We start from the raw sequence: 23256 nt of genomic DNA on the forward strand, positions 1-23256 counted from the left end.
GACCTTATTCTTCGTCCGCAAACCATGGTGCCCGGGCAGTCATAATCAGTGCTGCTGCTTTTTCCTCATCCAACTCTTCGATATCGAGCAGATCTTCAACAGCCTGTTCAGCCAGGTCTTCCATAGTAACGATGCCTTTGCTGGCCAGTACAAACGCCAGGTGACGTTCCATACCTTCCATTTCCAGCAAGTCTTCTGCCGGCTCAGCACTTTCCAGCTTCTCTTCGCTTGCCAGTGCCAGATTCAGCAGAGCATCCTTCGCGCGGTTACGCAGCTCTTCAACGATTTCTTCGTCGAAACCATCAATTTCAAGCATCTCGTCGACCGGTACATAAGCCACTTCTTCCAGTGAAGTGAAGCCTTCATCGATCAGCACTTCTGCAATGTCATCATCAACATCCAGATGCTTGGCAAAGGTTTCTAAAATTGAACCGACTTCAGACTGCTGCTTCTCAGCAGCTTCATCTTCGGTCATAACATTCAGTTTCCACTCAGTCAGATCAGCTGCCAGACGTACGTTCTGGCCGCTGCGACCGATTGCCATTGCCAGATTTTCTTCGGCAACCGCAACATCCATTGAGCGGGTTTCTTCATCAACAACGATGGATGCCACATCCGCAGGGGACATCGCATTAATTACCAGCTGTGCCGGATTGTCATCCCACAGGATAATATCCACACGCTCACCACCTAGTTCATTTGATACGGCCTGCACACGCGCACCGCGCATACCGACACAGGCACCAACCGGATCTATACGGCCATCATTGGTCTTAACCGCAATCTTGGCACGGGAACCCGGATCACGGGATGCCGCACGAATCTCAATAACTTCTTCAGAGATTTCAGGCACTTCAATGCGGAACAGCTCGATCAGCATCTGATTGCTGACACGGCTCATGACCAACTGAGGACCACGGCCTTCAGTACGGATCTCATGCAGTACCGCACGGATACGGTCGCCCATACGGAATGCTTCACGCGGCAATAACTGATCCCGCGGCAATACCGCTTCAGCATTGTTACCCAGGTCAACAATGATGTTGTCACGGGTAACTTTCTTAACAGAGCCGGAAATCAGATCACCAATACGGTCGCTGTACAGCGCAACCACTTTGGCACGTTCTGCTTCACGAACCTTCTGAACAATTACCTGCTTTGCAGTCTGGGCAGCGATCCGGCCGAACTTAACAGACTCAACCTGTTCTTCATGAACATCACCTGGCTGCAGGCTGCTGTCGATTTCTTCCGCTTCTTCCATTGTCAGCTCAGTACCCAGCAGAGGTACTGCTTCGTTGCTGACAACATCCCAGCGACGGAATGTTTCGTAATCACCGGTTTCACGGTCGATTACTACACGGATTTCCGCTTCTTCGTCATAACGCTTTTTAGTCGCGGTTGCCAGCGCTAACTCGATGGCTTCAAAGATAACTTCTTTGGATACATCCTTTTCGTTAGAAACTGCTTCAGCAACCAGGAGAATTTCTTTATTCATGCAACTGCCCCTACCTCAAATTCCAGTCCTGCCCGTGGGTTATTTAAACTGCGGTACGATATTTGCCTTTTCGATATGATCGATTGGCAATAAATATTCATCCGCGTCAACAACCAGCACGATATCTTCATCTTCGATGCCATTCAGCACGCCCTTAAATTTGCGGCGACCATCAAACGGCATCCGTAAACGCAGCTGAACCACATGACCGATGTAGTCCTGATACTGCGACAGTTTAAATAACGGACGATCCATCCCCGGCGAGGATACTTCCAGCGTATATTCACCGCTGATCGGATCTTCAACATCCAGAACACCGCTGATCTGGCGACTGACATTTGCACAGTCATCCACACCCACGCCATTCTCTGAATCGATATAGACACGCAGCATGCTTTGCCGCCCCTGCGACAGCATCTCAATGCCCCAAAGCTCCAGACCCAGCGCCACAACGGACGGCTCGATCAGTGCTTCTAAAGTACTCATCTTTGCGGACACGCAAAAACCTCAGACTGACTTGTTTAAACCAATAAAAAATGGGTCAGTGACCCATTACTTTCGTGGCATTCCTGAGCCACAAGTACGAAAAAGCCCCTAAAAAGGGGCCAATCAGCGTACTAATTGAACGGTACCTAGCGTAATAAAACAGTATTTTATTACGCTAAACACCGCGTGAACCGAATTACTCCGATTCCGTTTTACTTGAGATAACACTCACTTAAGTAAAACACTTCATACATACGAACCTGTATGAAGCGACAGCACGCCGCCATCCTGGTAGAAAAAGATCTAATAAAAACAGATATCTTTTGGCTACCAGCAGCCTTAGCTGCTGTTTTTTGGTAGCGGGGGCCAGATTTGAACTGACGACCTTCGGGTTATGAGCCCGACGAGCTACCAGGCTGCTCCACCCCGCATCAAAAAAACCGGTGGGTATTATAATCTCACCGCGCCTGTTTAGCAATAACAGGACTTTTGAGGACCGGCCCGCTCAAATAAGAACAGCGACCGGCTATCCGACTGTTTCAGCAGTCACTGCTGAACAATGAATTGGTGCCGAAGGCGGGACTTGAACCCGCACGACCTTTAGGTCACCACCCCCTCAAGATGGCGTGTCTACCAATTCCACCACTTCGGCAAATAAAAGGTTATTCTGCTGGCGGTACGTCCGCATCAGCTGGCGCTGCACTTTCTTCCAGCGCTGGCAGTTCATCAGCCTGCTGTACCTGCTCAACAACCGCAGCAGAAGGAATACCTGCATCGGTCACCGTACCGGCCTGTTCTTTGGCATATACCGCCAGAACGAAACTGGTTACAAACAGACCCGCAGCCAGTACACCCGTCATGCGGCTCAGGAATGAACCGGAACCCTGACTACCGAATACAGTCTGAGATGCACCGCTACCAAAAGCAGCACCTGCTTCTGCGCCTTTACCCTGCTGTAACAGAACCAGAGCAATAATCGCCGCCGCTAATAAAACATGTACCGCAAGAACCAGAGTTTCCATTTAACTATTCACTCACTTCAGACGCGCTGCGGCAGCGCCACAGATCGTCAAAAAATCTTCCGCCTTCAAAGAGGCACCACCAACCAGACCGCCATCAATGTCCTGTTCTGACAGGAGCTCTGCTGCGTTACCGGCATTCATGCTGCCACCATACAGAATTGACACAGAATCCGCGACATCAGCATCCAGATTTTTCAGTTGTACACGAATAGCAGCGTGCACTTCCTGAGCCTGCTGAGGCGTTGCGGTTAATCCTGTACCAATTGCCCAGACCGGCTCATAAGCAATCACAGTCTGCGCCATCGCACTGATACCTACCCGGTCAATAACCGCTGCAACCTGAGCTGCAACAACCGTCAGTGTCTGCGATGCTTCACGCTGTTCCAGCGTTTCACCTACACATAAAACAGGCATAACTCCGGCATCCAGCGCAGCAGCAAATTTATCTGCTACCTGCGCATCGTTCTCTGCGAACAAAGTACGGCGCTCTGAATGCCCCAGCAGTACGTATTCGCACCCCAGGTCCTGCAGCATAGGCAAGGCAATCTCACCAGTGAAAGCCCCTTTAGGCTGATCACTGACGTTTTGGGCACCCACCTTAATTGCAGTATCCTTAACCAGTTCAGTCGCCTGATCAAGATACACCGCCGGCGGACACACCAGCACCTCTACACCCTGCGCAACATCTACCCCTGCAACTAACTGGCTCAGCAGCTCCCGGTTTGCTTCACGGGTACCGTTCATTTTCCAGTTACCGGCAACGATTGTTTTACGCATATGATTTCCTCTGTGTAAGGCGGCGCACATAGTACCCAGTTTCAAAATAAGTTACAAGATCTTAACAATGCTGCGGCGGAATAAGTCACAACAAAGACAATTACGCCGCAGAAATGCCTTATTAATCAACCCGGTCAGACCGCAATCGCAGCCTCTACAGCCGCCGCCAGCTCTGCCGTAAGTTCTGCAACCCAGGCAGCGTCATCACCTTCCACCATGACCCGCACCAAAGGTTCCGTGCCGGACGGACGTAACAGCACCCGGCCACGGTCACCGAGGCGCGCTTCCACATCAGCCACCGCAGCCTGTACCTGAGGCAAACTTACCACGTCAATCTTCTCAGCCAGACGCACATTGATCATGGTTTGCGGCATTTTGGTCATTTCGCCCTTCAGCTCAGCCAGCGATTTTTCATTCGACACCATCGCCTTAAGCACCTGTAACGCCGCAACAATGCCATCACCGGTCGTGGTTACATCACGGCACACCAGATGCCCTGAAGACTCACCACCCAACAACCATTGATTTTCTGCTAACGCTTCCATCACATAGCGATCACCTACCTTGGCGCGGATAAACGGAATAGCGGCTTTCACAAGCGCCTGCTCCAGACCAAAGTTAGACATCAGCGTACCGACAACACCACCATTCAGACGGCCTTCCCGGTGTAGCTGCATCGCCATGATGAACAACAATTCATCACCATCCACCTGAACACCGTTATGGTCCGCCATGATCACCCGGTCACCATCACCGTCCAGGGCAATGCCCAGGTCCGCCTGATGCTCAGTTACAGCGGTCTGCAAGGCCTCTGTAGACGTCGCTCCGCAACCATTATTGATATTCAGACCATCCGGACCGGCACCTATAGTTACTACCTCAGCGCCCAGCTCGCTAAAGACCTGCGGGGCCACGTGGTAAGTCGCACCGTTGGCACAATCCACCACTACCTTCAGCCCTTTCAGGCTAAAACCGGCATTAACGGTGCCTTTGCAAAACTCAATATACCGGCCGGCAGCATCATCAATACGGCGCACTTTACCCAGTTCAGCAGCATCCACAGTGGTCAGGGCAAGATCAAGCTGCGCTTCGATGGCGTGCTCAATATCATCTGACAACTTAGTTCCCTGAGCAGAGAAAAACTTAATGCCGTTATCATAGTATGGATTGTGCGATGCACTGATAACAATGCCTGCATTGGCATTAAATGTACGGGTGAGATACGCAATTGCCGGGGTCGGCATTGGTCCCAGCAGCAATACATCTACACCTGCCGCAGATAAACCCGCCTCCAGCGCTGACTCAAACATATAGCCGGAAATACGGGTATCTTTACCGATGATAATTTTACTGCGGCCTTCACGGGCAAATACCTTGCCTGCTGCCCAGCCCAGTTTCAGCATAAAATCCGGCGTTATCGGCGCGGTGCCCACTTTTCCGCGAATACCGTCAGTACCAAAATATCGTTTTGTCATGTTATTTCCTTTCTGCTCCCGCAAGCCGGTTAATACGCTAACACGGCTACACGCCCGCTGTTAATCCGGCTTGCGCTCTGCCAGTACCGCTTCACACATACGCACCACATCGGTGGTTTCCTGAACATCGTGCACCCGAAAAATCGCCGCGCCTTTTGTGACGCCCAGCGCCACGGTCGCCAACCCACCGGACAAACGCTGATCAACCGGCTTATTCAGCACATGGTCAATCATACTCTTACGTGATGTACCCAGCAGCAACGGACACTTCAGACGGTGCAACTGCTCCAGCTTATTCAACAGCCGCAAATTATGCTCCAGGGTTTTACCAAAACCGAACCCCGGATCAAGAATAATTCTCTGCCGGTCAATCCCGGCGGCTTCACAGGCAGCTATACGCGCCGCAAGAAACGCCTCAACCTCATCAATCACATCACTGTAAACCGGTGCATCCTGCATCGTCGCAGGGCTGCCCTGCATGTGCATCAGGCACACCGGCAAACCACTGGCTGCTGCCGCCTCAAGTGCACCTGCTTTCCCCAGTGCCCGGACATCGTTAATCAGCCCCGCACCAAGCGCAGCCGCTTCGACAATCACTTCCGGCGAACTGGTATCCACGGAAACAATCGCATCAACTTCACGGTTCAGCCGCTCAACCACCGGCAACACCCGATTCATTTCTTCATCAAGGCCCACCGGGGTCGCACCCGGCCGGGTTGACTCACCACCGATATCAATAAAAGCAGCACCCTGGTCTACCATCTGCAAAGCACGGTCAACGGCCCTCTGCACCGACAGTTTTTCTGACGCATATAGCGTTCCGCCGTCAGAAAAAGAATCCGGGGTCACGTTAACGATCCCCATCACCTGGGGACGGGTTAAATCTAACCGGCGGGAAGCAAACTGAAACTGACTTAAATCACTCATTACTCACTGTTCCTAATGTCAGAACGTAAAAAGGCCAGCACAGGGACGTGCTGACCTTTTCAGATTTCAATCACACAGATTAATGCAGGTTCTGATCCGGCGCATCCGGCTGATCACGCTGCTCGTCATCATCACGCGGCATATCATCAGATGCTTTGTTTTCTTCAGCATCAGAATCATCCGTATCAGATTCAGACTTAGGACCGTCTTTCTTCGCGTCGTTGTCACTCCAGCCTTCCGGCTCTGACACATCTTCACGGGCCATTAACTGATCAATCTGTGACGAATCAATCGTCTCATACTTCATCAGCGCCTGGGTCATGGTTTCCAGAATATCGCGGTTATCTTCCAGCATCTGGAACGCCTGCGCGTAACAGTCATCAATAATCTTACGGGTAGTCGCATCAATTTTCTGCTGCAACTCCTCAGAGATAGGCTTGCTGCCCTGACCATAACCACGGTTAAACGGATCAGACTCTTCCTCGTCATACAGCAATGGCCCCAGCTCTTCGCTCAGACCCCAGCGCGTTACCATGTTTCTGGCAATGCTGGTTGCCCGCTGAATATCATTGGATGCACCGGTGGTAACACCGTCTTTACCCAGCGTCATTTCTTCCGCAATACGGCCACCGTAAAGGCTGCAGATATTCGCCATCAGCATTTTACGGCTGTGGCTGTAGCGGTCTTCTTCCGGCAGGAACATGGTGACACCCAGTGCCCGGCCGCGGGGAATAATAGATACTTTGTAGACGGGATCATGATCCGGCAATAAACGCCCGACAATCGCATGACCAGACTCGTGGTATGCCGTATTCAGGCGTTCTTCGTAAGACATCACCATCGACTTACGCTCAGCACCCATCATGATTTTGTCTTTAGCTTTTTCAAACTGATCCATACCCACCGTACGCTTACTGGCACGGGCAGCAAACAATGCAGCTTCGTTCACCAGGTTAGCCAGGTCAGCACCGGAGAATCCGGGTGTACCACGGGCAATCAGCTCAGGCTTAACATCATCTCCCAGAGGCACTTTACGCATGTGCACTTTCAGGATCTGCTCACGGCCGCGGATATCCGGCAGGCCTACATGCACCTGGCGGTCAAAACGACCCGGGCGCAACAGCGCAGGGTCCAGCACGTCAGGACGGTTAGTCGCAGCAATGACGATTACACCCTCAGTACCTTCAAAGCCGTCCATTTCAACCAGCAGCTGGTTCAGGGTTTGCTCACGCTCATCGTTACCGCCACCCATGCCAACACCACGGTGACGACCCACCGCATCAATCTCATCAATAAAGATGATACACGGCGCATTTTTCTTCGCCTGCTCGAACATATCACGGACACGGGATGCACCCACACCCACAAACATTTCCACAAAGTCAGAACCGGAAATTGTAAAGAAAGGCACTTTCGCTTCACCGGCAATCGCTTTTGCCAGCAGGGTTTTACCGGTACCGGGGCTACCCGCCATCAGTACACCGCGGGGAATATGGCCACCCAGACGCTGGAACTTGCCAGGATCACGCAGGTAATCCACCAGCTCTTTTACTTCCTCTTTAGCTTCTTCAACACCGGCTACATCTTCAAACGTCGTCTTGATCTGATCTTCGCTCATCATCCGGGCTTTAGACTTACCAAACGACATCGGACCGCCTTTGCCGCCCCCGCCGCCCTGCATCTGGCGCATGAAAAACATAAACACAGCAATGATCACCAGAATCGGGAAGCTGGCAACCAGCAGCTGCGTCCAGACACTTTGCTTCTCAGGCTGCTTACCTTCAATGATGACATTGTGGTTGTACAGATCATCAACCAGCTTAGGATCCTGCAGCGCCGGGCGTACCGTCTGGAAGCGCTCACCATTCTTACGGAAACCTTCGATGGTATAACCGTCAATAATTACCTTGCTGACCCGATCGTCCTTCACCTCAGTGATGAATTCAGAATAATTCAGCGACTGCGAACTGGTTTCGCCGCTGAAGTTATTAAACACTGTCAGCAGTACTGCCGCGATTACCAGCCACAGTACTAAATTTTTCGCCATATCGTTCAAAGGATGACCCTCTGTTTGCTACTTATCTTTGTGTCGTAAAACCCAAGCCTGCAAAAACTACAGGACTTCACTGGCTTTGACCATCTTTACGGCCGGAAATTACGCCCAACCATATAAACTTCACGGGAACGGGCCCGGGAGGCGTCCGGCTTACGGGTATAAACCTTGGTAAAACTGCTCTTTACGTCCTGCATGTAGGCATCAAAGCCCTCACCCTGAAATACTTTGGCGATAAAATCACCACCGGGACGCAATGTTGTCCGCGCCAGATCCAGCGCCAGCTCAACAAGATACATGGCTGCCGGCTGATCAATCGCGGACATACCACTCATATTGGGGGCCATATCTGAAATTACAAGGTCTGAAAGATCATCTCCCAGGGTTTGTAAAATTTCATTCAGCACAGACTCTTCGGTAAAGTCCCCCTGAATAAACTGTACACCGGGTAAATTGTCCATCGGCAATATGTCTGATGCCACCACCCGGCCACTGTCACCGACCAGCTCTGCTGCCACCTGAGACCAGCCACCCGGCGCCGCACCAAGGTCTACGACCGTCATACCCGGCCGGATCAGCTTATCTTTCTGGTTCAGCTCCAACAACTTATAGCTGGCGCGGGAACGATAGCCGTCCTCTTTGGACTTCTTTACGTACTGATCGTCGAAATGTTCCTGCAGCCAACGACCGCTGCTTTTTGATCTGGACAAATTAACCTACCGATTGAATATCAGCCAACGCTACTCTGGAAGGCTGAAGTGAGGTAAAATCGCAGCTAAATTTGCAGCACTTACAAGACAACCTGTAAAACCGCCTGCAATCCCCATTATTTTAAAGGCCAAGTATTTTAGTATGAGCTTAACCACAGCGCAAAAGAAGCAGTTCCGTAGCATAGGCCACGGCCTGAATCCGATCATCACAGTTGCCGGCAATGGCCTCAACGAAAACATCCTGCTTGAAGCAGACCGCGCTCTGGAAGATCACGAACTGATCAAGGTTAAGTTCGTTGTCGGTGACCGCACCGTTAAAAAAGCCCTGATCAAAGAAATGAGCCAGATCGTTGAAGCACAGATCGTTCAGGAAATCGGTAACGTTGCACTGCTGTACCGCGCCGCACAGAACCCTAATCCTAAGCTGTCTAACCTGTTACGCTGAACAGTGTGACAACACAGAAATGAATCTGCTGCATTAAACATAAGGCAGATAAAAAGAAACCGCCAGTTGGCGGTTTCTTCGTTTCTGACAGTCAGAAATCAGACGTGATGCACCTGGTCAATTTCGTACTCAACAGCGCCACCCGGCGTGTTAACCACAACCACATCACCCTCTTCCTTACCTACCAGCGCACGGGCAATCGGCGACCCCACTGAAATCTTGCGATTTTTAATATCAGCTTCGTCTTCACCGACAATCTGATAACTGACGGTATCGTCAGTATCCAGATTGATGATATCCACAGTCGTACCGAAGATAACTTTACCGCTGTGAGGAATCTGGGTTACATCGATAACCTGAGCAGAACCGAGCTTACCTTCAAGCTCCTGAATCCGGCCTTCAATGAAACCCTGCTGCTCACGTGCTGCATGGTATTCAGCATTCTCTTTCAAATCACCGTGCTCGCGGGCATCCGCAATCGCTGCAATAACCGTTGGACGCTGAACAGTCTTCAGGTCATCCAGTTCTTCGCGAAGTGCTTTTTCACCATGCACTGTCATTGGAAATTTTTGCATATCCTGTCTCTCTTATAACTTAGTGCAGATCTTGCAGACGACGCACTTCTTTCTCTTCGCCATACTGCATTGCCATGATCATGGCCTCAGCACCGGCCAGCGTAGTGGTATAAGGCACTTTATGCTGCAGCGCTGTACGACGGATCTCAGCAGAATCAGCAATCGCCTTACGGCCTTCAGTGGTGTTGATGGCATAGGCAATTTCATCGTTCTTCAACATATCAACAATGTTCGGACGACCTTCCATTACCTTATTTACCAGACCCACTTCGATACCCGCATCTTTCAGCAATGCCGCTGTACCGCTGGTTGCTACCAGAGTGAAGCCCAGATCAATCAGGTCACGGGCCAGCTTCAGCGCGCCCTGCTTATCCACATCACGTACAGAGATAAACGCCTTACCTTTAGCAGGCATCTTCTCACCGGCACCGCGAACAGCCTTCATGAAAGCTTCGCCGAAGGTCTCGCCGACACCCATCACTTCGCCGGTAGACTTCATTTCCGGGCTCAGAATAGGGTCAACACCCTGGAACTTGTTGAACGGGAAGACAGCTTCTTTCACGTTGAACATGTCCGGCACGATTTCTTCAGTGAAGCCCAGCTCGCTCAGCTTCTTACCGGTCATAACCAGTGCAGCGATTTTCGCCAGTGACACACCGATACACTTGGAAACAAACGGCACAGTACGGGAGGCACGCGGGTTAACTTCGATCACGTAGATCTCGCCATCCTGGTAAGCCAGCTGAACATTCATCAGACCAACCACACCCAGCTCCAGCGCCATTTTCTTCACCTGCTCACGCATCTGATCCTGCACATCAGCAGGCAGACTGTAAGGAGGCAGAGAACACGCGGAGTCACCGGAGTGAACACCGGCCTGCTCAATGTGCTGCATGATGGCACCGATCACAACGGTCTCGCCGTCACAGATCGCATCGATATCCACTTCAACCGCTGCATTCAGGAAGTGATCCAGTAATACCGGCGCATCGTGAGATACCTGCACCGCAGTATTCATGTACTGACGCAACTCTGCTTCGTTGTAGACGATTTCCATCGCACGGCCACCCAGCACGTAAGACGGACGCACAACCAGCGGATAATCCAGCTTGGCTGCTTCAATGATTGCTTCTTCCTGGCTGCGCACAGTGGCGTTTTCAGGCTGCTTCAGACCCAGACGTTTCAGCATTTGCTGGAACTGTTCACGGTCTTCCGCACGGTCAATCGCTTCCGGAGACGTACCGATAATTGGCACACCCGCCTGCTCAAGCGCCAGCGCCAGCTTCAGAGGGGTCTGGCCACCGTACTGAACAATGACACCCTTAGGCTGTTCAACGTGAACGATTTCCAGCACATCTTCCAGTGTAATCGGCTCAAAATAGAGACGGTCAGACGTATCGTAATCGGTAGAAACCGTTTCAGGGTTACAGTTAACCATGATGGTTTCGTAGCCGTCTTCACGGGCAGCCAGCGCCGCGTGAACACAGCAGTAATCAAACTCAATGCCCTGACCGATACGGTTAGGGCCACCACCGATAACCATGATCTTGTCACGGTCAGACGGGTTAGACTCACACTCTTCTTCGTAAGTGGAGTACATGTACGCTGTATCGGTAGAGAACTCAGCCGCACAGGTATCAACACGCTTGAATACCGGACGGATATCCAGACTGTGACGCTGCTTGCGCACCTGCTTCTCGCTCACACCCAGCAGAGTCGCCAGACGGGCATCAGAGAAACCTTTACGCTTCAGACGGAACAGGGTGTCCTTATCCAGCTCAGACAGCGCCATTTCAGATACACGCTGCTCTTCTTTGATCAGATCTTCAATCTGAACCAGGAACCATGGGTCGATGCCGGACAGCTCGTACAGCTCTTCCATGCCCATCCCCAGACGCATCGCATCGGCCAGATACCAGATACGTTCAGCGCCCGGCTGCTTCATCTCACGGATAATATCGGAACGAACATCTTCGTCGTCCGGATTCACAATAGGATCCAGGCCAGTTGCACCGACTTCCAGACCACGCAGCGCTTTCTGCAGCGATTCCTGCTGGGTACGGCCAATCGCCATCACCTCGCCCACTGACTTCATCTGAGTGGTCAGACGGTCATTAGCCTGTGGGAATTTCTCGAAAGTGAAACGCGGAATCTTAGTAACAACGTAATCAATCGCCGGCTCAAAGGATGCAGGGGTCGCACCGCCAGTGATGTCATTCTGCAGTTCATCCAGGGTATAACCAATCGCCAGCTTGGCAGCCACTTTAGCAATCGGGAAACCGGTCGCCTTGGATGCCAGCGCAGATGAACGGGAAACCCGTGGGTTCATCTCGATAACAACCATACGGCCAGTCTCAGGGCACATACCGAACTGTACGTTAGAACCACCGGTTTCTACGCCGATTTCACGCAGCACTGCCAGAGAGGCATTACGCATGATCTGATATTCTTTATCCGTCAGCGTCTGCGCAGGTGCAACGGTGATAGAGTCACCGGTGTGTACACCCATAGCATCAAAGTTTTCGATGGCACAGATAATGATGCAGTTGTCGTTCTTGTCGCGGACAACTTCCATCTCATATTCTTTCCAGCCGATCAGGGATTCATCAATCAGCAGTTCGCTGGTCGGTGACAGATCCAGACCACGTTCGCAAATTTCAACAAACTCTTCTTTGTTGTATGCGATACCGCCACCGGTCCCCCCCATCGTGAAAGACGGACGGATAATACAAGGGAAGCCCAGCTGTGCCTGAACCTGAATCGCCTCTTCCATGCTGTGAGCAATCGCAGCACGCGGGCATTCCAGACCAATCGACTTCATCGCCTTATCGAAACGGTCACGGTCTTCAGCTTTATCGATGGTATCAGCGTTTGCACCGACCATCTCTACGCCGAATTTTTCCAGCACACCTTCGCGCTCAAGATCCAGCGCACAGTTCAGTGCAGTCTGACCACCCATGGTCGGCAGCACCGCATCAGGACGCTCTTTCTCGATAATTTTCGCAACTGTCTGCCACTGAATAGGCTCAATGTACGTCGCATCAGCCATACTTGGATCGGTCATAATGGTGGCTGGGTTAGAGTTCACCAGAATAACGCGATAGCCTTCTTCACGAAGGGCTTTACAGGCTTGAGCACCTGAATAGTCAAACTCACAGGCTTGACCGATAACGATAGGCCCCGCACCGAGGATCAGAATACTTTGTATATCCGTACGTTTAGGCATGTGTAATCAACCGATCTTCAAAAGATTCAACGGGAATTTTACCAGCCGGTAAAATTCTCTCAATTCAAATCCGCCCGGATAAACCGGGCGGAAAATATTGCTGCGACGGGAAAATCAGCCCGCCTTACGCTCTGCCATGGCCGCTATAAAGCGGTCAAACAGAGGGGCCACATCATGAGGGCCCGGACTCGCTTCAGGGTGTCCCTGGAAGCTGAATGCCACCCGGTCAGTCCGCTCAACGCCCTGCAGGGAACCGTCGAACAGTGACTTGTGGGTTGCACGGATCGTATCAGGCAGAGAATCCTCATCGACTGCAAACCCGTGGTTCTGACTGGTAATCAGTACCTGAGAAGAATCCAGATCCTGTACCGGATGGTTCGCCCCGTGATGACCGAACTTCATCTTCACAGTGTTAGCACCGGATGCCAGCGCCAGCAACTGATGACCCAGACAGATACCGAATACCGGCAACTCAGTCTCACAGATCTCAGTGATCGCCTTGATCGCGTAATCACATGGTTCCGGGTCACCCGGGCCATTAGACAGGAACACACCGTCAGGATTCAGCGCCAGCACTTCCGCAGCCGGCGTTTGTGCAGGCACAACCGTCAGACGGCAGCCACGCTCAACCAGCATACGCAGAATATTACGCTTCACACCGTAATCGTAGGCAACAACATGATAAGGCAGTTCTTCAGCAGAACGCTCCTGGTGACCCTCAACCAGATCCCAGGTAGAAGACGTCCACTCATAAGACTCATCAGTGGTCACAACCTTCGCCAGATCCATGCCCTTCAGGCCAGGGAATTCCTGTGCCGCAGCAAGTGCAGTTGCTTCGCTCAGGTCTTCACCTGCCATCACGCAACCGCTCAGGGAACCTTTCTCACGTAAAATACGTGTCAGGCGACGGGTATCGATATCAGCGATACCAACAATATTGTTGGCTTTCAGGTAATCATCCAGGCTTTGCTCATTACGCCAGCTGCTTGCCAGCAACGGCAGATCTCGGATTACAAGACCGGCAACCCAGGTTTTAGCCGACTCTTCATCTTCATGCGTTGTGCCCACATTGCCAATGTGCGGGTATGTAAGAGTCACAATCTGACGGCAATAGGATGGGTCCGTCAGAATCTCCTGATAACCAGTCATAGAAGTGTTAAATACCACCTCACCAGAGGACTGGCCATCCGCGCCAATAGCTACTCCCCGGAAGATACTTCCGTCTTCAAGGGCCAGAATGGCTGGTCTTGTCAAATCAACCTCCCCGCTTAGAGCGCATCTAAACAGAATCAATAACTTAGAATCAACAACCGATAAGTTGCAAAAAAGCGAGACAGAACAAAAGTCCATCTCGCTTTTTCAAAAAATCCGGTTGTCGCATTTACTGTATGCAAAACGGCGGTATTTTAGTGCATTACCTCCCAGCTGTCTATGGGAAACCTGCAACCTTAACCGGCAATTGCCATCCATAAGTATATTCACCACTCTGAGGAAAAGCCTTATTCACTGTCATCGTTCCGTCACCTGCAGAGCATTTAATAGCGGCGATTTTTAAGGATGAAACTCGTCACCCAACCGCATCCGGAAACCGAGATAATGAAAATATCCACGATCAACCGCCTGACAACCGCCGCCCTGCTGATAATCGTCGGCATACTGGCTGCCGCCATGATCTGGTCACTGGCCAAACTCAATCAGAATTTTAATGCCACCCGACACTACACCGACCTGCAACAACACATCACCCGCACAATCAGCCGACCTGTCCTGGCTTACCTGAGACTCGCCGACACAACCCTGCTGAGTGACATCGACAACAACATAGCCTTACTGAACAATGAAACCTCGCCACTGCAACGCCTGCCTGAACAGGCACGTCTGCAACTGCAGCAGCAGCTACAGAGTCTCCAGTCCACCGCCCTGTTTGAGCTTCGCGAAGCCGGCAAACTGAAAAACCCGCAATCCCTGCTGATCAATGCAGAAAATGAAATCCTGGCCAGCCTCAGCCAACTGAATGACTACGCACTGCAGGCCACTGAGCAACAACAGGCACTGGCCAACCGTTACCGGCAACACCTGCAACAATTACTGCTACAGCTCCCGGAACTCAGTCACAGCCGTGAACGCTACTTCAGCAACAACGGCCATGACCGCAACCACATACAACAGACCCTCAGCCAACTGAACCACCAACAAAAAGCATTACAGGCACTGCCCCGTCTGAACATATATGCAGACGCTGAAGAAGACGACCTGCAGTCCCTGCTCGGTCTGGACAAAACCGATGCTGAACCAGACCGGGAAGAACTGGGCGACATTTACAACCAGGAACTAAACAGCCTGCTACGCCGCTACCTGAAAGACCTCAGTAATATAGAAGATATCTACACCACCAAAATCACGGCCAGCAACAACAGCCTGCAACTGATAACCGCGCTGGAAACCACCCTGCAGGAACTGAAAACCACTGCAGACCGCCAGTACCGAACCACGGAAGACAACGTATACGTCCTGCTGATCTGCTGCCTCACCCTGATAACCCTGGTGGCATTACTCATGAGCACAGTCAGCACCCTGCTCAGTAACACACTGCGAACCACCAGCAAAAACATACAACAACTGGCTTGCGGCAATCTGTCACCCCAGACCACAGACAAAAGCCGTATCAGCGAAATTTGCACCCTCAACTCCGCCAGCCAGCAACTCAGTAACTACCTGCAACAACTGATCACCCAGCTGAACCAGCAGAGCAGCAGCCTGAAAAAACTTGGCAGGGACCTCAGCAACAGCGCCTGCTCGCTGGATGAAATCGTCGCAGCCCAGCAATCAGCCACCCAAAGCATTGCTGAAGACATCAGCCGGCTCAGCGAATCAAACTCAGAAGTCGTCCGCAGCGCAACAGAAACATCAGACTCAACTCAGCAGGCCATCGCACTCAGCCAGAACGGTGTCAACCAAATGGAACGCACCCGGGAAAGTATTCTCAGCCTGGTTGAGGAAACCCAGACCACCTACAACACCTTTCAGGTACTCAAAGAAGACGGGAAGGATATCGGCAACGCATTAACGGTTATTCAGACACTCGCCGACCAGACCAACCTGCTGGCACTCAACGCCGCCATCGAAGCCGCCAGAGCCGGCGAGCAGGGCAGAGGATTCGCAGTGGTTGCCGACGAAGTCCGGGGACTGGCCAGTAACACCACCACCGCCGCCAAACAGATCAGCGGCATCATACTTAAACTGAATACCGCCATCGACCAGTCATCCGGCCGGATTGAACACCAGACAAATCTGGTTCAGCAAAGCGTCACACTCGCCGACGAGGCAAAACAAAGCATTGATCATATCCGCAATGCCATCAATGACATCAACCAGATGAACAGCCTGATTGCAGCCTCGGCAGAACAACAATCAACCATGACTGACCAGATCGCCACCGGCATTCGCACCACCGTGGAACAGTCAGACCGTTCCGCCCGTGAGTCAGACAACAATCAGCGCTACGCCAGCCAGGTGGAAAGAATCAGCGAAAGCCTGTCAGGGCTGCTCGCAAACTTCACCCAAACTCAATCAAAATAATTGTTTGCAGACACAAAAAAGCCCCGCTGACTGACCGTCCCGGGGCTTTCGCATTGACCAAACAGCCTGATTACTGAGCAGCACCCGGCTCAGCCACCGCTTCACTGTCAATTTCCGGCAACGGCTGATGGTGAATCACCGCCTCAAACGATGCCAGACGCTTATATACAGACAGCAGCTCAACAATGGTGGTCCATGAATTCACCAGATACTGAAAGGAATTACTCACCTGCCCAAAGGCCGTCAGAATCTGCTGCAGCACACCAAAGGTGATAGCCCCAACCGCAATGGTCGGCACCAGCAATACAAAGACAAAAATATTATCTGCCTGCAGATACATCATCCGGGCAACATTGAAATACATATAGTGAAAATACAGCCGGAAATAGTTTTTTCGCACATTGGCAAACAGCTCTCGCAGCGTCACCGGCTCAGCACGGGCCTCATCATCCTCGCCATACACCAACTCCTTACGGAAAGCCGCCTCCACCCGCTGATTTTTAAACTCCAGCCCCGGCAGTTTGATCCCCACCAGCGCCAGCAAACCGGTACCGAAAATCGCCCACACCAGCGCCGCATAAAACAGCGGATGCGCAATCTCACCGACAACCGGCAGCTCAGACACATAATCAGACAACACCCAGAGCACCGGCAAAAACGCAAACAGCGTCATCACAGAATCAATAATCGACACCCCAAGCCCTTCCATAATAGATGCAAAGCGCATGGTATCTTCCTGTATCCGCTGCGAGGCACCCTCAATATGCCGCACCTGCTCCCATCTGGCGGTATAGTAGTCATTCATGGCCGTACGCCAGCGGAAAATAAAGTGGCTGACAAAGAAACGCGTCACCACAAAGACAAAAATCGCCAGAAACGCGATCTCGGAAAAGATCACAATCAGATCAAACAACTCAGACGAAACCGAAGACACCTTCTCATCTGTCACGGCTGCAGCGGCAGCATCCCCGCCCTCAGGATCAATGGGTTTCAGCGCCGTCTGTACCAGGTCGAAAAACGGCCGGCGCCAGTTGTTAATTGCCACTGATACCTGAACAGAAAAATAGGTCGAAAATAAAATCGCAGACGAACCGACAATCGACCACCACTGCCACTTATGATTGGCATACTTAAACCAGAACAGAGAAAACAGCGCCGTACAAAGGAAGTAGTACCCATAAAACAACAGGAATGAATCAGTAACAAAGTGCCCTAAACCAATAACCGGTTGCTCATCCGCAATATCCAATCCGACCAGCAAGGCCATCTGATCATTAAAGCCGTACCAAATCCCGCAACTCACACCCGAAAAAAGCACCACCGACAAAAAAAACATTTTCGGGTTGGGAAAAAAAGAATTAAACATAAAAACATTCCTATCAGACGAGTCTCTGTAAGACGGGCAGCAAGATCAAAAGTTCACGCCACCTTCGCACACCGGTCATCAACAGCCTAACAGAGAACCACAACCTGAGCATGCTCTAAACCAATAAATAGTATTTTGCTTTCCGATACTTATCCACAAGAAACCGCGACACATCCTTTTTATCCAGCACAACAGCAACTCACCATGCCGCGGCGCTCTCACCACTTCCACGGCACGCTTTGCGGCCTGAAATTTTCTGCCGTCACCGCCAGACTTTCATCCGTTTCCAAACGCCCGCTGTGCAAGCCAACCAGGTACCAGCCATCCTTTTCTTCAGAAAGCACCGGCCCACCGGAATCACCACCGGTCGTACGGCAATTACTTTGCAGTAAACGCTTACTCTCATGCAAAGCCTTAACCTTACAACCCGCCTGAACCGTTAATACGAATGCCCGGTCTCCCCGATAACCTGCCTGGATCAACGATTTGCCCTGAAACATACCATCCGCTTCCAGCAACGGCAGGTAACCCAACGCCCTTCCCAGCGGCTTGTTTAACTTCAGCAAAGCCCAGTCCCGCTTCACCTTATTCATTTCATTGTGCTTTGAATAGGTATAACCCGGCGCGATCTGCATCGAAACACCTTTGGCAATCCCCTGAAAAGACTCCTTTTCCACACCGGCAACAAAGGTCAGATACTTCGCCGGATACCAGCGACCAACCCGCTGATTCCACAAACAATGGGCCGCAGTCAGCACCACATCCTCAGCCACCAGCGTCGCCGTACAGTGCCCGTAACCCGCCAGATTTATCCGCCCGATCGCCCGCCAGGGAAACTGCTGGCTCGACACCCATTTACGCTCCTGTGGATAATTTTCATGCAACACTGAAGCAGACTTATCTGCCGACCACACCGGCCCGGCAAGCGCACCGGACATAACAATCCACACAATAAACAACCGAGACAGTTTTACTACAGACACAATTCCGCCTTTAAATACAAAGCTCCAATTTCAGAACACAGACTAAACCACAAAGTGACAGCCAGACCAACCTAAGCCAGAGATATCCTCTGCCATGCACCGGATCAGAACCCGGACCAGAACTCTGAATAGACGCGAGCCGCCACCGCCAGACTGGCAGAATCTCCAACCCTGACACTGTGCAACCCCAGCACATACCACCGGCCTTCCTGCCTGAACAGCAACGGCCCACCGGAATCACCATACCCGCTCTGACAGTTGCTTCTGAGCAATCGCTGACGGTCATAAATACCGGTAATAACACACCTCTGCTGAACGGTCAGCACTTCCTGCCTGTCATAGCGGTAACCGGCATGCACCACCGGCATCCCGACTGACGGCCGCATGCCCGTAGCCAGAGAGACTGACCCCAACATGTCACCAAGCGGCTTATCGAGCCTTAACAATGCCCAGTCCGATCGCACGTCCAGCCAGGGTTTAGCGGCCTGACTCACTGCCGCACTGAAAGCCCGGGAAACAAGCATGCGCTTAATACCTGCGACCGCCTGAACATTTTTGCCATTCATACCTACAACAAACTTCAGATACTGCAGCGGATACCAGCGACCCATATCACGATTCCACAGACAATGAGCCGCCGTCAGAACAACATCCCGGGCAATCAGCGTCGCCGTACAGTAACCCCGCCCCGCCAGATTGATCCGGCCAATCGCCCGCCACGGAAAAACATCTCCGGACACAACAACTCTGGGTGAATAGATGTACTGCTGATCAGAAGACACAGCAGGACCAGATACCGGGCCACCATAAACACCGGCAATATAGAACCAGACAACCAGAACAGCCGCCCGGATAATGCACGAAACTCCCTTTCCGCCTCCCCCCGATTCAACATTGTGAACCATAACAGTTAAGCGTATTAAGTTACCCCTGCCGCCGCGTCCCACGACGGATTTTCAAAGCATAGCAAAGCACGGGAATATCATGCGGACAAAAATTCATACCCGCAACACAGCACGAAAGCACAACAAAAACTGTAAGGGATAAAAATAAGAGAATAAAGAGTCATAAGAAAAGGGAAATAGAAGTGGTGGGTTGTATAGGATTCGAACCTATGACCAATTGGTTAAAAGCCAACTGCTCTACCAACTGAGCTAACAACCCACGCTTGTACCTCTCCCCATACCACTTTTCTGAAGAACTCAGAAAAAGTGGTGGGTCGTATAGGATTCGAACCTATGACCAATTGGTTAAAAGCCAACTGCTCTACCAACTGAGCTAACGACCCGTAGTGGCTCCTCGAGCTGGACTCGAACCAGCGACCAATAGATTAACAGTCTACTGCTCTACCAACTGAGCTATCGAGGAACAACGTTTCTCACATTTAATGGCGGAGGAGCAGGGATTCGAACCCTGGAAGGGCTATTAACCCTCGCCGGTTTTCAAGACCGGTGCTTTCAACCACTCAGCCACCCCTCCTGTGAGGCCGCGTATATTAAAGGATTTTGCTTTTGTGTCAACACCCTCTTTTAAAAAAACCATAACTTTTTAGAAAATTTTACGGAACAGATCACGGCTCAACTATGCTGATGATATACAAGGTACTTATGACACCCTGCAGGCCTTAATTTCCCGCCTTATAACTGGGATAATATCGCCACGGCTACAGTGTATATAAGCACTGCAGTACCTCACTGAATCCAACTGGACACATACATGGCAACTATTGGCAGAAGCAATCAATTAAAAGTAGTAAAAGAAGTGAAGTTCGGCGTCTATCTGGACGGGGAAGAACTTGGCGATATTTTACTGCCAGTCCGTTATGTGCCGGAGAACACCAAAATCGGTGACATATTAGACGTATTCATTTATCTGGATTCAGACGACTACCTGATCGCCACCACACTGGAACCGAAAACCGCCGTAGGTGAGTTTGCCTGCCTGACGGCCGTCTCGGTTAACCGTATCGGCGCTTTTTTCGACTGGGGCCTGCCAAAAGACCTGCTGGTGCCTTTCAGTGAGCAGAAACAAACAGTCGAAGAAGGTAAAAAGTACCTTGTTTATACCTATCTGGATAACGAAACAGACCGTATTGCCGGCTCCACTAAACTCAATAAGTTCCTGGATAACTACCCGCACGCATTTAAAAAGGGCCAGCAGGTAGACCTGATTATCGAGGACCATACCCATATCGGCTACAAAGCAATTATCAACGGCACCCACTGGGGCGTTGTGTATGACAACGACGTATTCAAACCCCTGCGTTACGGCCAGAAGATGAAAGGCTTTATTAAGCAGATCCGCCCGGACGGCAAAATTAACCTCACTCTGCAAAAGCTTGGCTATGGCAAAACCGACGATGTCAGCAAACGCATTATGCATATGCTGCAGGAACAGGACGGCTTTATTGCCTGTAACGACAAAACCCCGCCGGATGTTATCTACAAACTGTTCGGTGTCAGCAAGAAAGCCTTCAAACTGGCCATCGGCCGCCTGTACAAAGAACGCAGCATTACAATCGAAGAACGTGGCATTCGCCTGAACGAGAAATAACCGGTCTCAGTAAAACGTCCAGTGCCGCTTTGCGCGGCACCCTGCTAGACTCGGGCAAACCGTTTAGGAGAGCCTGATGTCTGCATATATTATTGCCGCTGCCAAAACCACCGATGGGCAACCCGCCGGCGGCAGCCACACCCTTTCAGACTGTCAGACTGTTCAGGCCCGGCTCTCAGCTGCAGGCATCAGCATCCACCACCTGACAATAGACCCTCTGAGTACCGACTGGCACAGCCCGCTCGAACCCGGTCATTTCCGCAGTGGCGCAGCACCTGTAGAAGCACTTACCGAAGCCCTCTCCCTCCTGCAGACACCCGGCACGGCCGTTGTCATCAGCGGTACCGACCCCTTGCGCACCGGATACGAAAAAACCGACCGGACGGCACGCATGGCGATCTACGGTACAGACTATACCCTGATCGACGCCTATACCGATCTCAGTAAAGCTTTTGCCCACCAGCACAGCTTCAGTGAGACACAATTCCGGCAGTGTGCTCAGGCGTTATTCGACAACTACCTGCACACCTTTGCAGAACGGCATCCTGACGCACCTCAGCCCGGTGCAGCCTGGTTTAAGCCGGTGAGCGAACTGTTCCGCGGCGTCGATTGCGCCAACCCGGTACAGGATTTCAGCGGTCAGTTAATACTCTGTCACGCAGACACCGCAGATACCCTGGCGATCCCTCAGGCACAAAGAGTCGCGGTACGGGGCGCTAGCTGCATAACACTGCCGGCCGACGGTAAACCGGCCATCGCAGAGATTGTCCGTTACGGGCACCTGCACAGCACCTTTCAGCAAGCCTGTCAGCAAGCCAGCATAGACTTCAGAGACGCTTTTGTTCATGGTCACGCTATTCTGGATGTTTACACCTGCTTCCCCGTGGTACCAATGGCCTTTCTGCTAACCACCGGATTTGTCAGTTCGCCGGATGCCCTGCCGCATTTTCTTGCTGAATATCCGGTGACCGTCAGTGGCGGCATGAATCTCGCTAAAGGCCCCTGGAACAACCCGGCCCTGAGCAGCCTCATTGACAGCTACCGGGTAATCACAGAAGGCCGCAGTCAGATTGCCGGCGTACACGGCAATGGTGGTCTGGGATATAAACAGGGGTTTGCTATCCTGACCCACGCGGACTATCCCGCATAAAGTTACCCACATATTCTGTGCATAAGCCTTGGAAAAAGATCTGCATAACCGCCATACCCTGCGGTTCCCAAGGCTCTCAGCCAGCGGACAGTTAATGATCAACGCCCCCTGTTAAGAAAATAATTTAATTTTTATATATTATTATTGATAATCATTATTATTTGCATTAGTATCAATCCCGCTCGTAAGTGGTCGGCAAAGTACTCACCTCACCGATACTTTGTCATCGCAGGCGACGCTGATTTGGCCAGCGTCGCCTGCAAACTTACATGCAAGCTTTACAGGCTCTTGTCATAAGTATTTTTTCAGCGGGTGCTCACCCGCTGTTTTTTTATCTGCCCTCAACTGAACATTCATACCGCCCACCCGGACACCCCATTTGCTGACATAAATCAGCACCGGCCAGCTGTATATAGCAGCAACCCTGAGCTACT

General features: G+C 51.6%; 18 protein-coding genes and 6 tRNA genes. 4 read left to right on the forward strand and 20 right to left on the reverse strand.

The window, feature by feature from the left end; translation table 11 throughout:
• Window positions 1-4: 4 nt before the first annotated feature.
• From nusA to rlmE, 10 genes are all read right to left on the reverse strand, one after another.
• Complete coding sequence (gene nusA, locus PCI15_RS20960; RefSeq protein WP_271271855.1) at window positions 5-1495, reverse strand: transcription termination factor NusA; 1491 nt, start codon at window positions 1493-1495, stop codon at window positions 5-7.
• Between the two features lie 39 nt (window positions 1496-1534).
• Window positions 1535-1993, reverse strand: a complete 459-nt coding sequence (gene rimP, locus PCI15_RS20965) for a ribosome maturation factor RimP (RefSeq protein WP_205659957.1) — start codon at window positions 1991-1993, stop codon at window positions 1535-1537.
• A gap of 342 nt (window positions 1994-2335) precedes the next feature.
• A tRNA-Met gene (locus PCI15_RS20970) sits at window positions 2336-2412 on the reverse strand.
• 134 nt (window positions 2413-2546) lie between these two features.
• A tRNA-Leu gene (locus PCI15_RS20975) sits at window positions 2547-2633 on the reverse strand.
• Window positions 2634-2643: 10 nt separating this feature from the next.
• Window positions 2644-3003, reverse strand: coding sequence for a preprotein translocase subunit SecG (gene secG, locus PCI15_RS20980; protein ID WP_271271856.1), 360 nt, complete (start codon window positions 3001-3003; stop codon window positions 2644-2646).
• A 12-nt stretch (window positions 3004-3015) separates the two neighbouring features.
• On the reverse strand, window positions 3016-3780 hold the full coding sequence (gene tpiA, locus PCI15_RS20985; protein WP_271271857.1) for a triose-phosphate isomerase: 765 nt from the start codon (window positions 3778-3780) through the stop codon (window positions 3016-3018).
• A gap of 134 nt (window positions 3781-3914) precedes the next feature.
• A complete protein-coding gene (gene glmM / locus PCI15_RS20990) occupies window positions 3915-5255 on the reverse strand; it encodes a phosphoglucosamine mutase (protein ID WP_271271858.1) in 1341 nt (446 codons plus the stop codon).
• A gap of 60 nt (window positions 5256-5315) precedes the next feature.
• Window positions 5316-6182 carry a dihydropteroate synthase gene (folP, locus tag PCI15_RS20995; RefSeq protein ID WP_271271859.1) on the reverse strand — a complete coding sequence of 289 codons (867 nt, stop codon included), beginning with the start codon at window positions 6180-6182 and terminating at the stop codon, window positions 5316-5318.
• Between the two features lie 79 nt (window positions 6183-6261).
• A complete protein-coding gene (gene ftsH, locus PCI15_RS21000; RefSeq protein WP_271271860.1) occupies window positions 6262-8229 on the reverse strand; it encodes an ATP-dependent zinc metalloprotease FtsH in 1968 nt (655 codons plus the stop codon).
• Between the two features lie 95 nt (window positions 8230-8324).
• Complete coding sequence (rlmE, locus tag PCI15_RS21005) at window positions 8325-8945, reverse strand: 23S rRNA (uridine(2552)-2'-O)-methyltransferase RlmE (protein WP_271271861.1); 621 nt, start codon at window positions 8943-8945, stop codon at window positions 8325-8327.
• Window positions 8946-9087: 142 nt separating this feature from the next.
• Between rlmE and PCI15_RS21010 the strand changes: the two genes are divergently transcribed.
• Window positions 9088-9390, forward strand: coding sequence for a YhbY family RNA-binding protein (locus tag PCI15_RS21010; RefSeq protein ID WP_205659951.1), 303 nt, complete (start codon window positions 9088-9090; stop codon window positions 9388-9390).
• Window positions 9391-9488: 98 nt separating this feature from the next.
• Here PCI15_RS21010 and greA read toward each other — a convergent pair whose 3' ends face one another.
• The 3 genes from greA to carA all read right to left on the reverse strand — a co-directional run bounded on the left by greA (window position 9489) and on the right by carA (window position 14445).
• A complete protein-coding gene (gene greA, locus PCI15_RS21015) occupies window positions 9489-9965 on the reverse strand; it encodes a transcription elongation factor GreA (protein ID WP_271271862.1) in 477 nt (158 codons plus the stop codon).
• A 19-nt stretch (window positions 9966-9984) separates the two neighbouring features.
• Window positions 9985-13191, reverse strand: a complete 3207-nt coding sequence (gene carB, locus PCI15_RS21020; RefSeq protein ID WP_271271863.1) for a carbamoyl-phosphate synthase large subunit — start codon at window positions 13189-13191, stop codon at window positions 9985-9987.
• A gap of 114 nt (window positions 13192-13305) precedes the next feature.
• Window positions 13306-14445, reverse strand: coding sequence for a glutamine-hydrolyzing carbamoyl-phosphate synthase small subunit (gene carA / locus PCI15_RS21025; RefSeq protein WP_271271864.1), 1140 nt, complete (start codon window positions 14443-14445; stop codon window positions 13306-13308).
• Window positions 14446-14787: 342 nt separating this feature from the next.
• Between carA and PCI15_RS21030 the strand changes: the two genes are divergently transcribed.
• Window positions 14788-16770, forward strand: a complete 1983-nt coding sequence (locus PCI15_RS21030; RefSeq protein WP_271271865.1) for a methyl-accepting chemotaxis protein — start codon at window positions 14788-14790, stop codon at window positions 16768-16770.
• 70 nt (window positions 16771-16840) lie between these two features.
• Here the strand turns inward: PCI15_RS21030 and sbmA are convergent, their stop codons facing one another.
• The 7 genes from sbmA to PCI15_RS21065 all read right to left on the reverse strand — a co-directional run bounded on the left by sbmA (window position 16841) and on the right by PCI15_RS21065 (window position 20598).
• Window positions 16841-18136, reverse strand: coding sequence for a peptide antibiotic transporter SbmA (sbmA, locus tag PCI15_RS21035; protein WP_271271866.1), 1296 nt, complete (start codon window positions 18134-18136; stop codon window positions 16841-16843).
• A gap of 218 nt (window positions 18137-18354) precedes the next feature.
• Window positions 18355-19119 carry a trypsin-like serine peptidase gene (locus PCI15_RS21040; protein ID WP_271271867.1) on the reverse strand — a complete coding sequence of 255 codons (765 nt, stop codon included), beginning with the start codon at window positions 19117-19119 and terminating at the stop codon, window positions 18355-18357.
• A 104-nt stretch (window positions 19120-19223) separates the two neighbouring features.
• On the reverse strand, window positions 19224-20024 hold the full coding sequence (locus PCI15_RS21045) for a trypsin-like serine peptidase (RefSeq protein WP_271271868.1): 801 nt from the start codon (window positions 20022-20024) through the stop codon (window positions 19224-19226).
• A 183-nt stretch (window positions 20025-20207) separates the two neighbouring features.
• Window positions 20208-20283: transfer RNA gene (locus PCI15_RS21050), tRNA-Lys, on the reverse strand.
• A gap of 48 nt (window positions 20284-20331) precedes the next feature.
• Window positions 20332-20407, reverse strand: a tRNA-Lys gene (locus tag PCI15_RS21055).
• 4 nt (window positions 20408-20411) lie between these two features.
• Window positions 20412-20487 (reverse strand) — tRNA-Asn (locus tag PCI15_RS21060).
• Between the two features lie 20 nt (window positions 20488-20507).
• Window positions 20508-20598 (reverse strand) — tRNA-Ser (locus tag PCI15_RS21065).
• Window positions 20599-20835: 237 nt separating this feature from the next.
• On the opposite strand from PCI15_RS21065, the gene PCI15_RS21070 reads away from it, so the two are divergent.
• On the forward strand, window positions 20836-21672 hold the full coding sequence (locus PCI15_RS21070; protein WP_271271869.1) for a CvfB family protein: 837 nt from the start codon (window positions 20836-20838) through the stop codon (window positions 21670-21672).
• A gap of 76 nt (window positions 21673-21748) precedes the next feature.
• Window positions 21749-22822 carry a hypothetical protein gene (locus PCI15_RS21075; RefSeq protein WP_271271870.1) on the forward strand — a complete coding sequence of 358 codons (1074 nt, stop codon included), beginning with the start codon at window positions 21749-21751 and terminating at the stop codon, window positions 22820-22822.
• The last annotated feature ends 434 nt before the right edge of the window (window positions 22823-23256 follow it).

The organism is Aliamphritea hakodatensis, assembly GCF_024347195.1.
Taxonomy (GTDB): Bacteria; Pseudomonadota; Gammaproteobacteria; order Pseudomonadales; family Balneatricaceae; genus Amphritea; species Amphritea hakodatensis.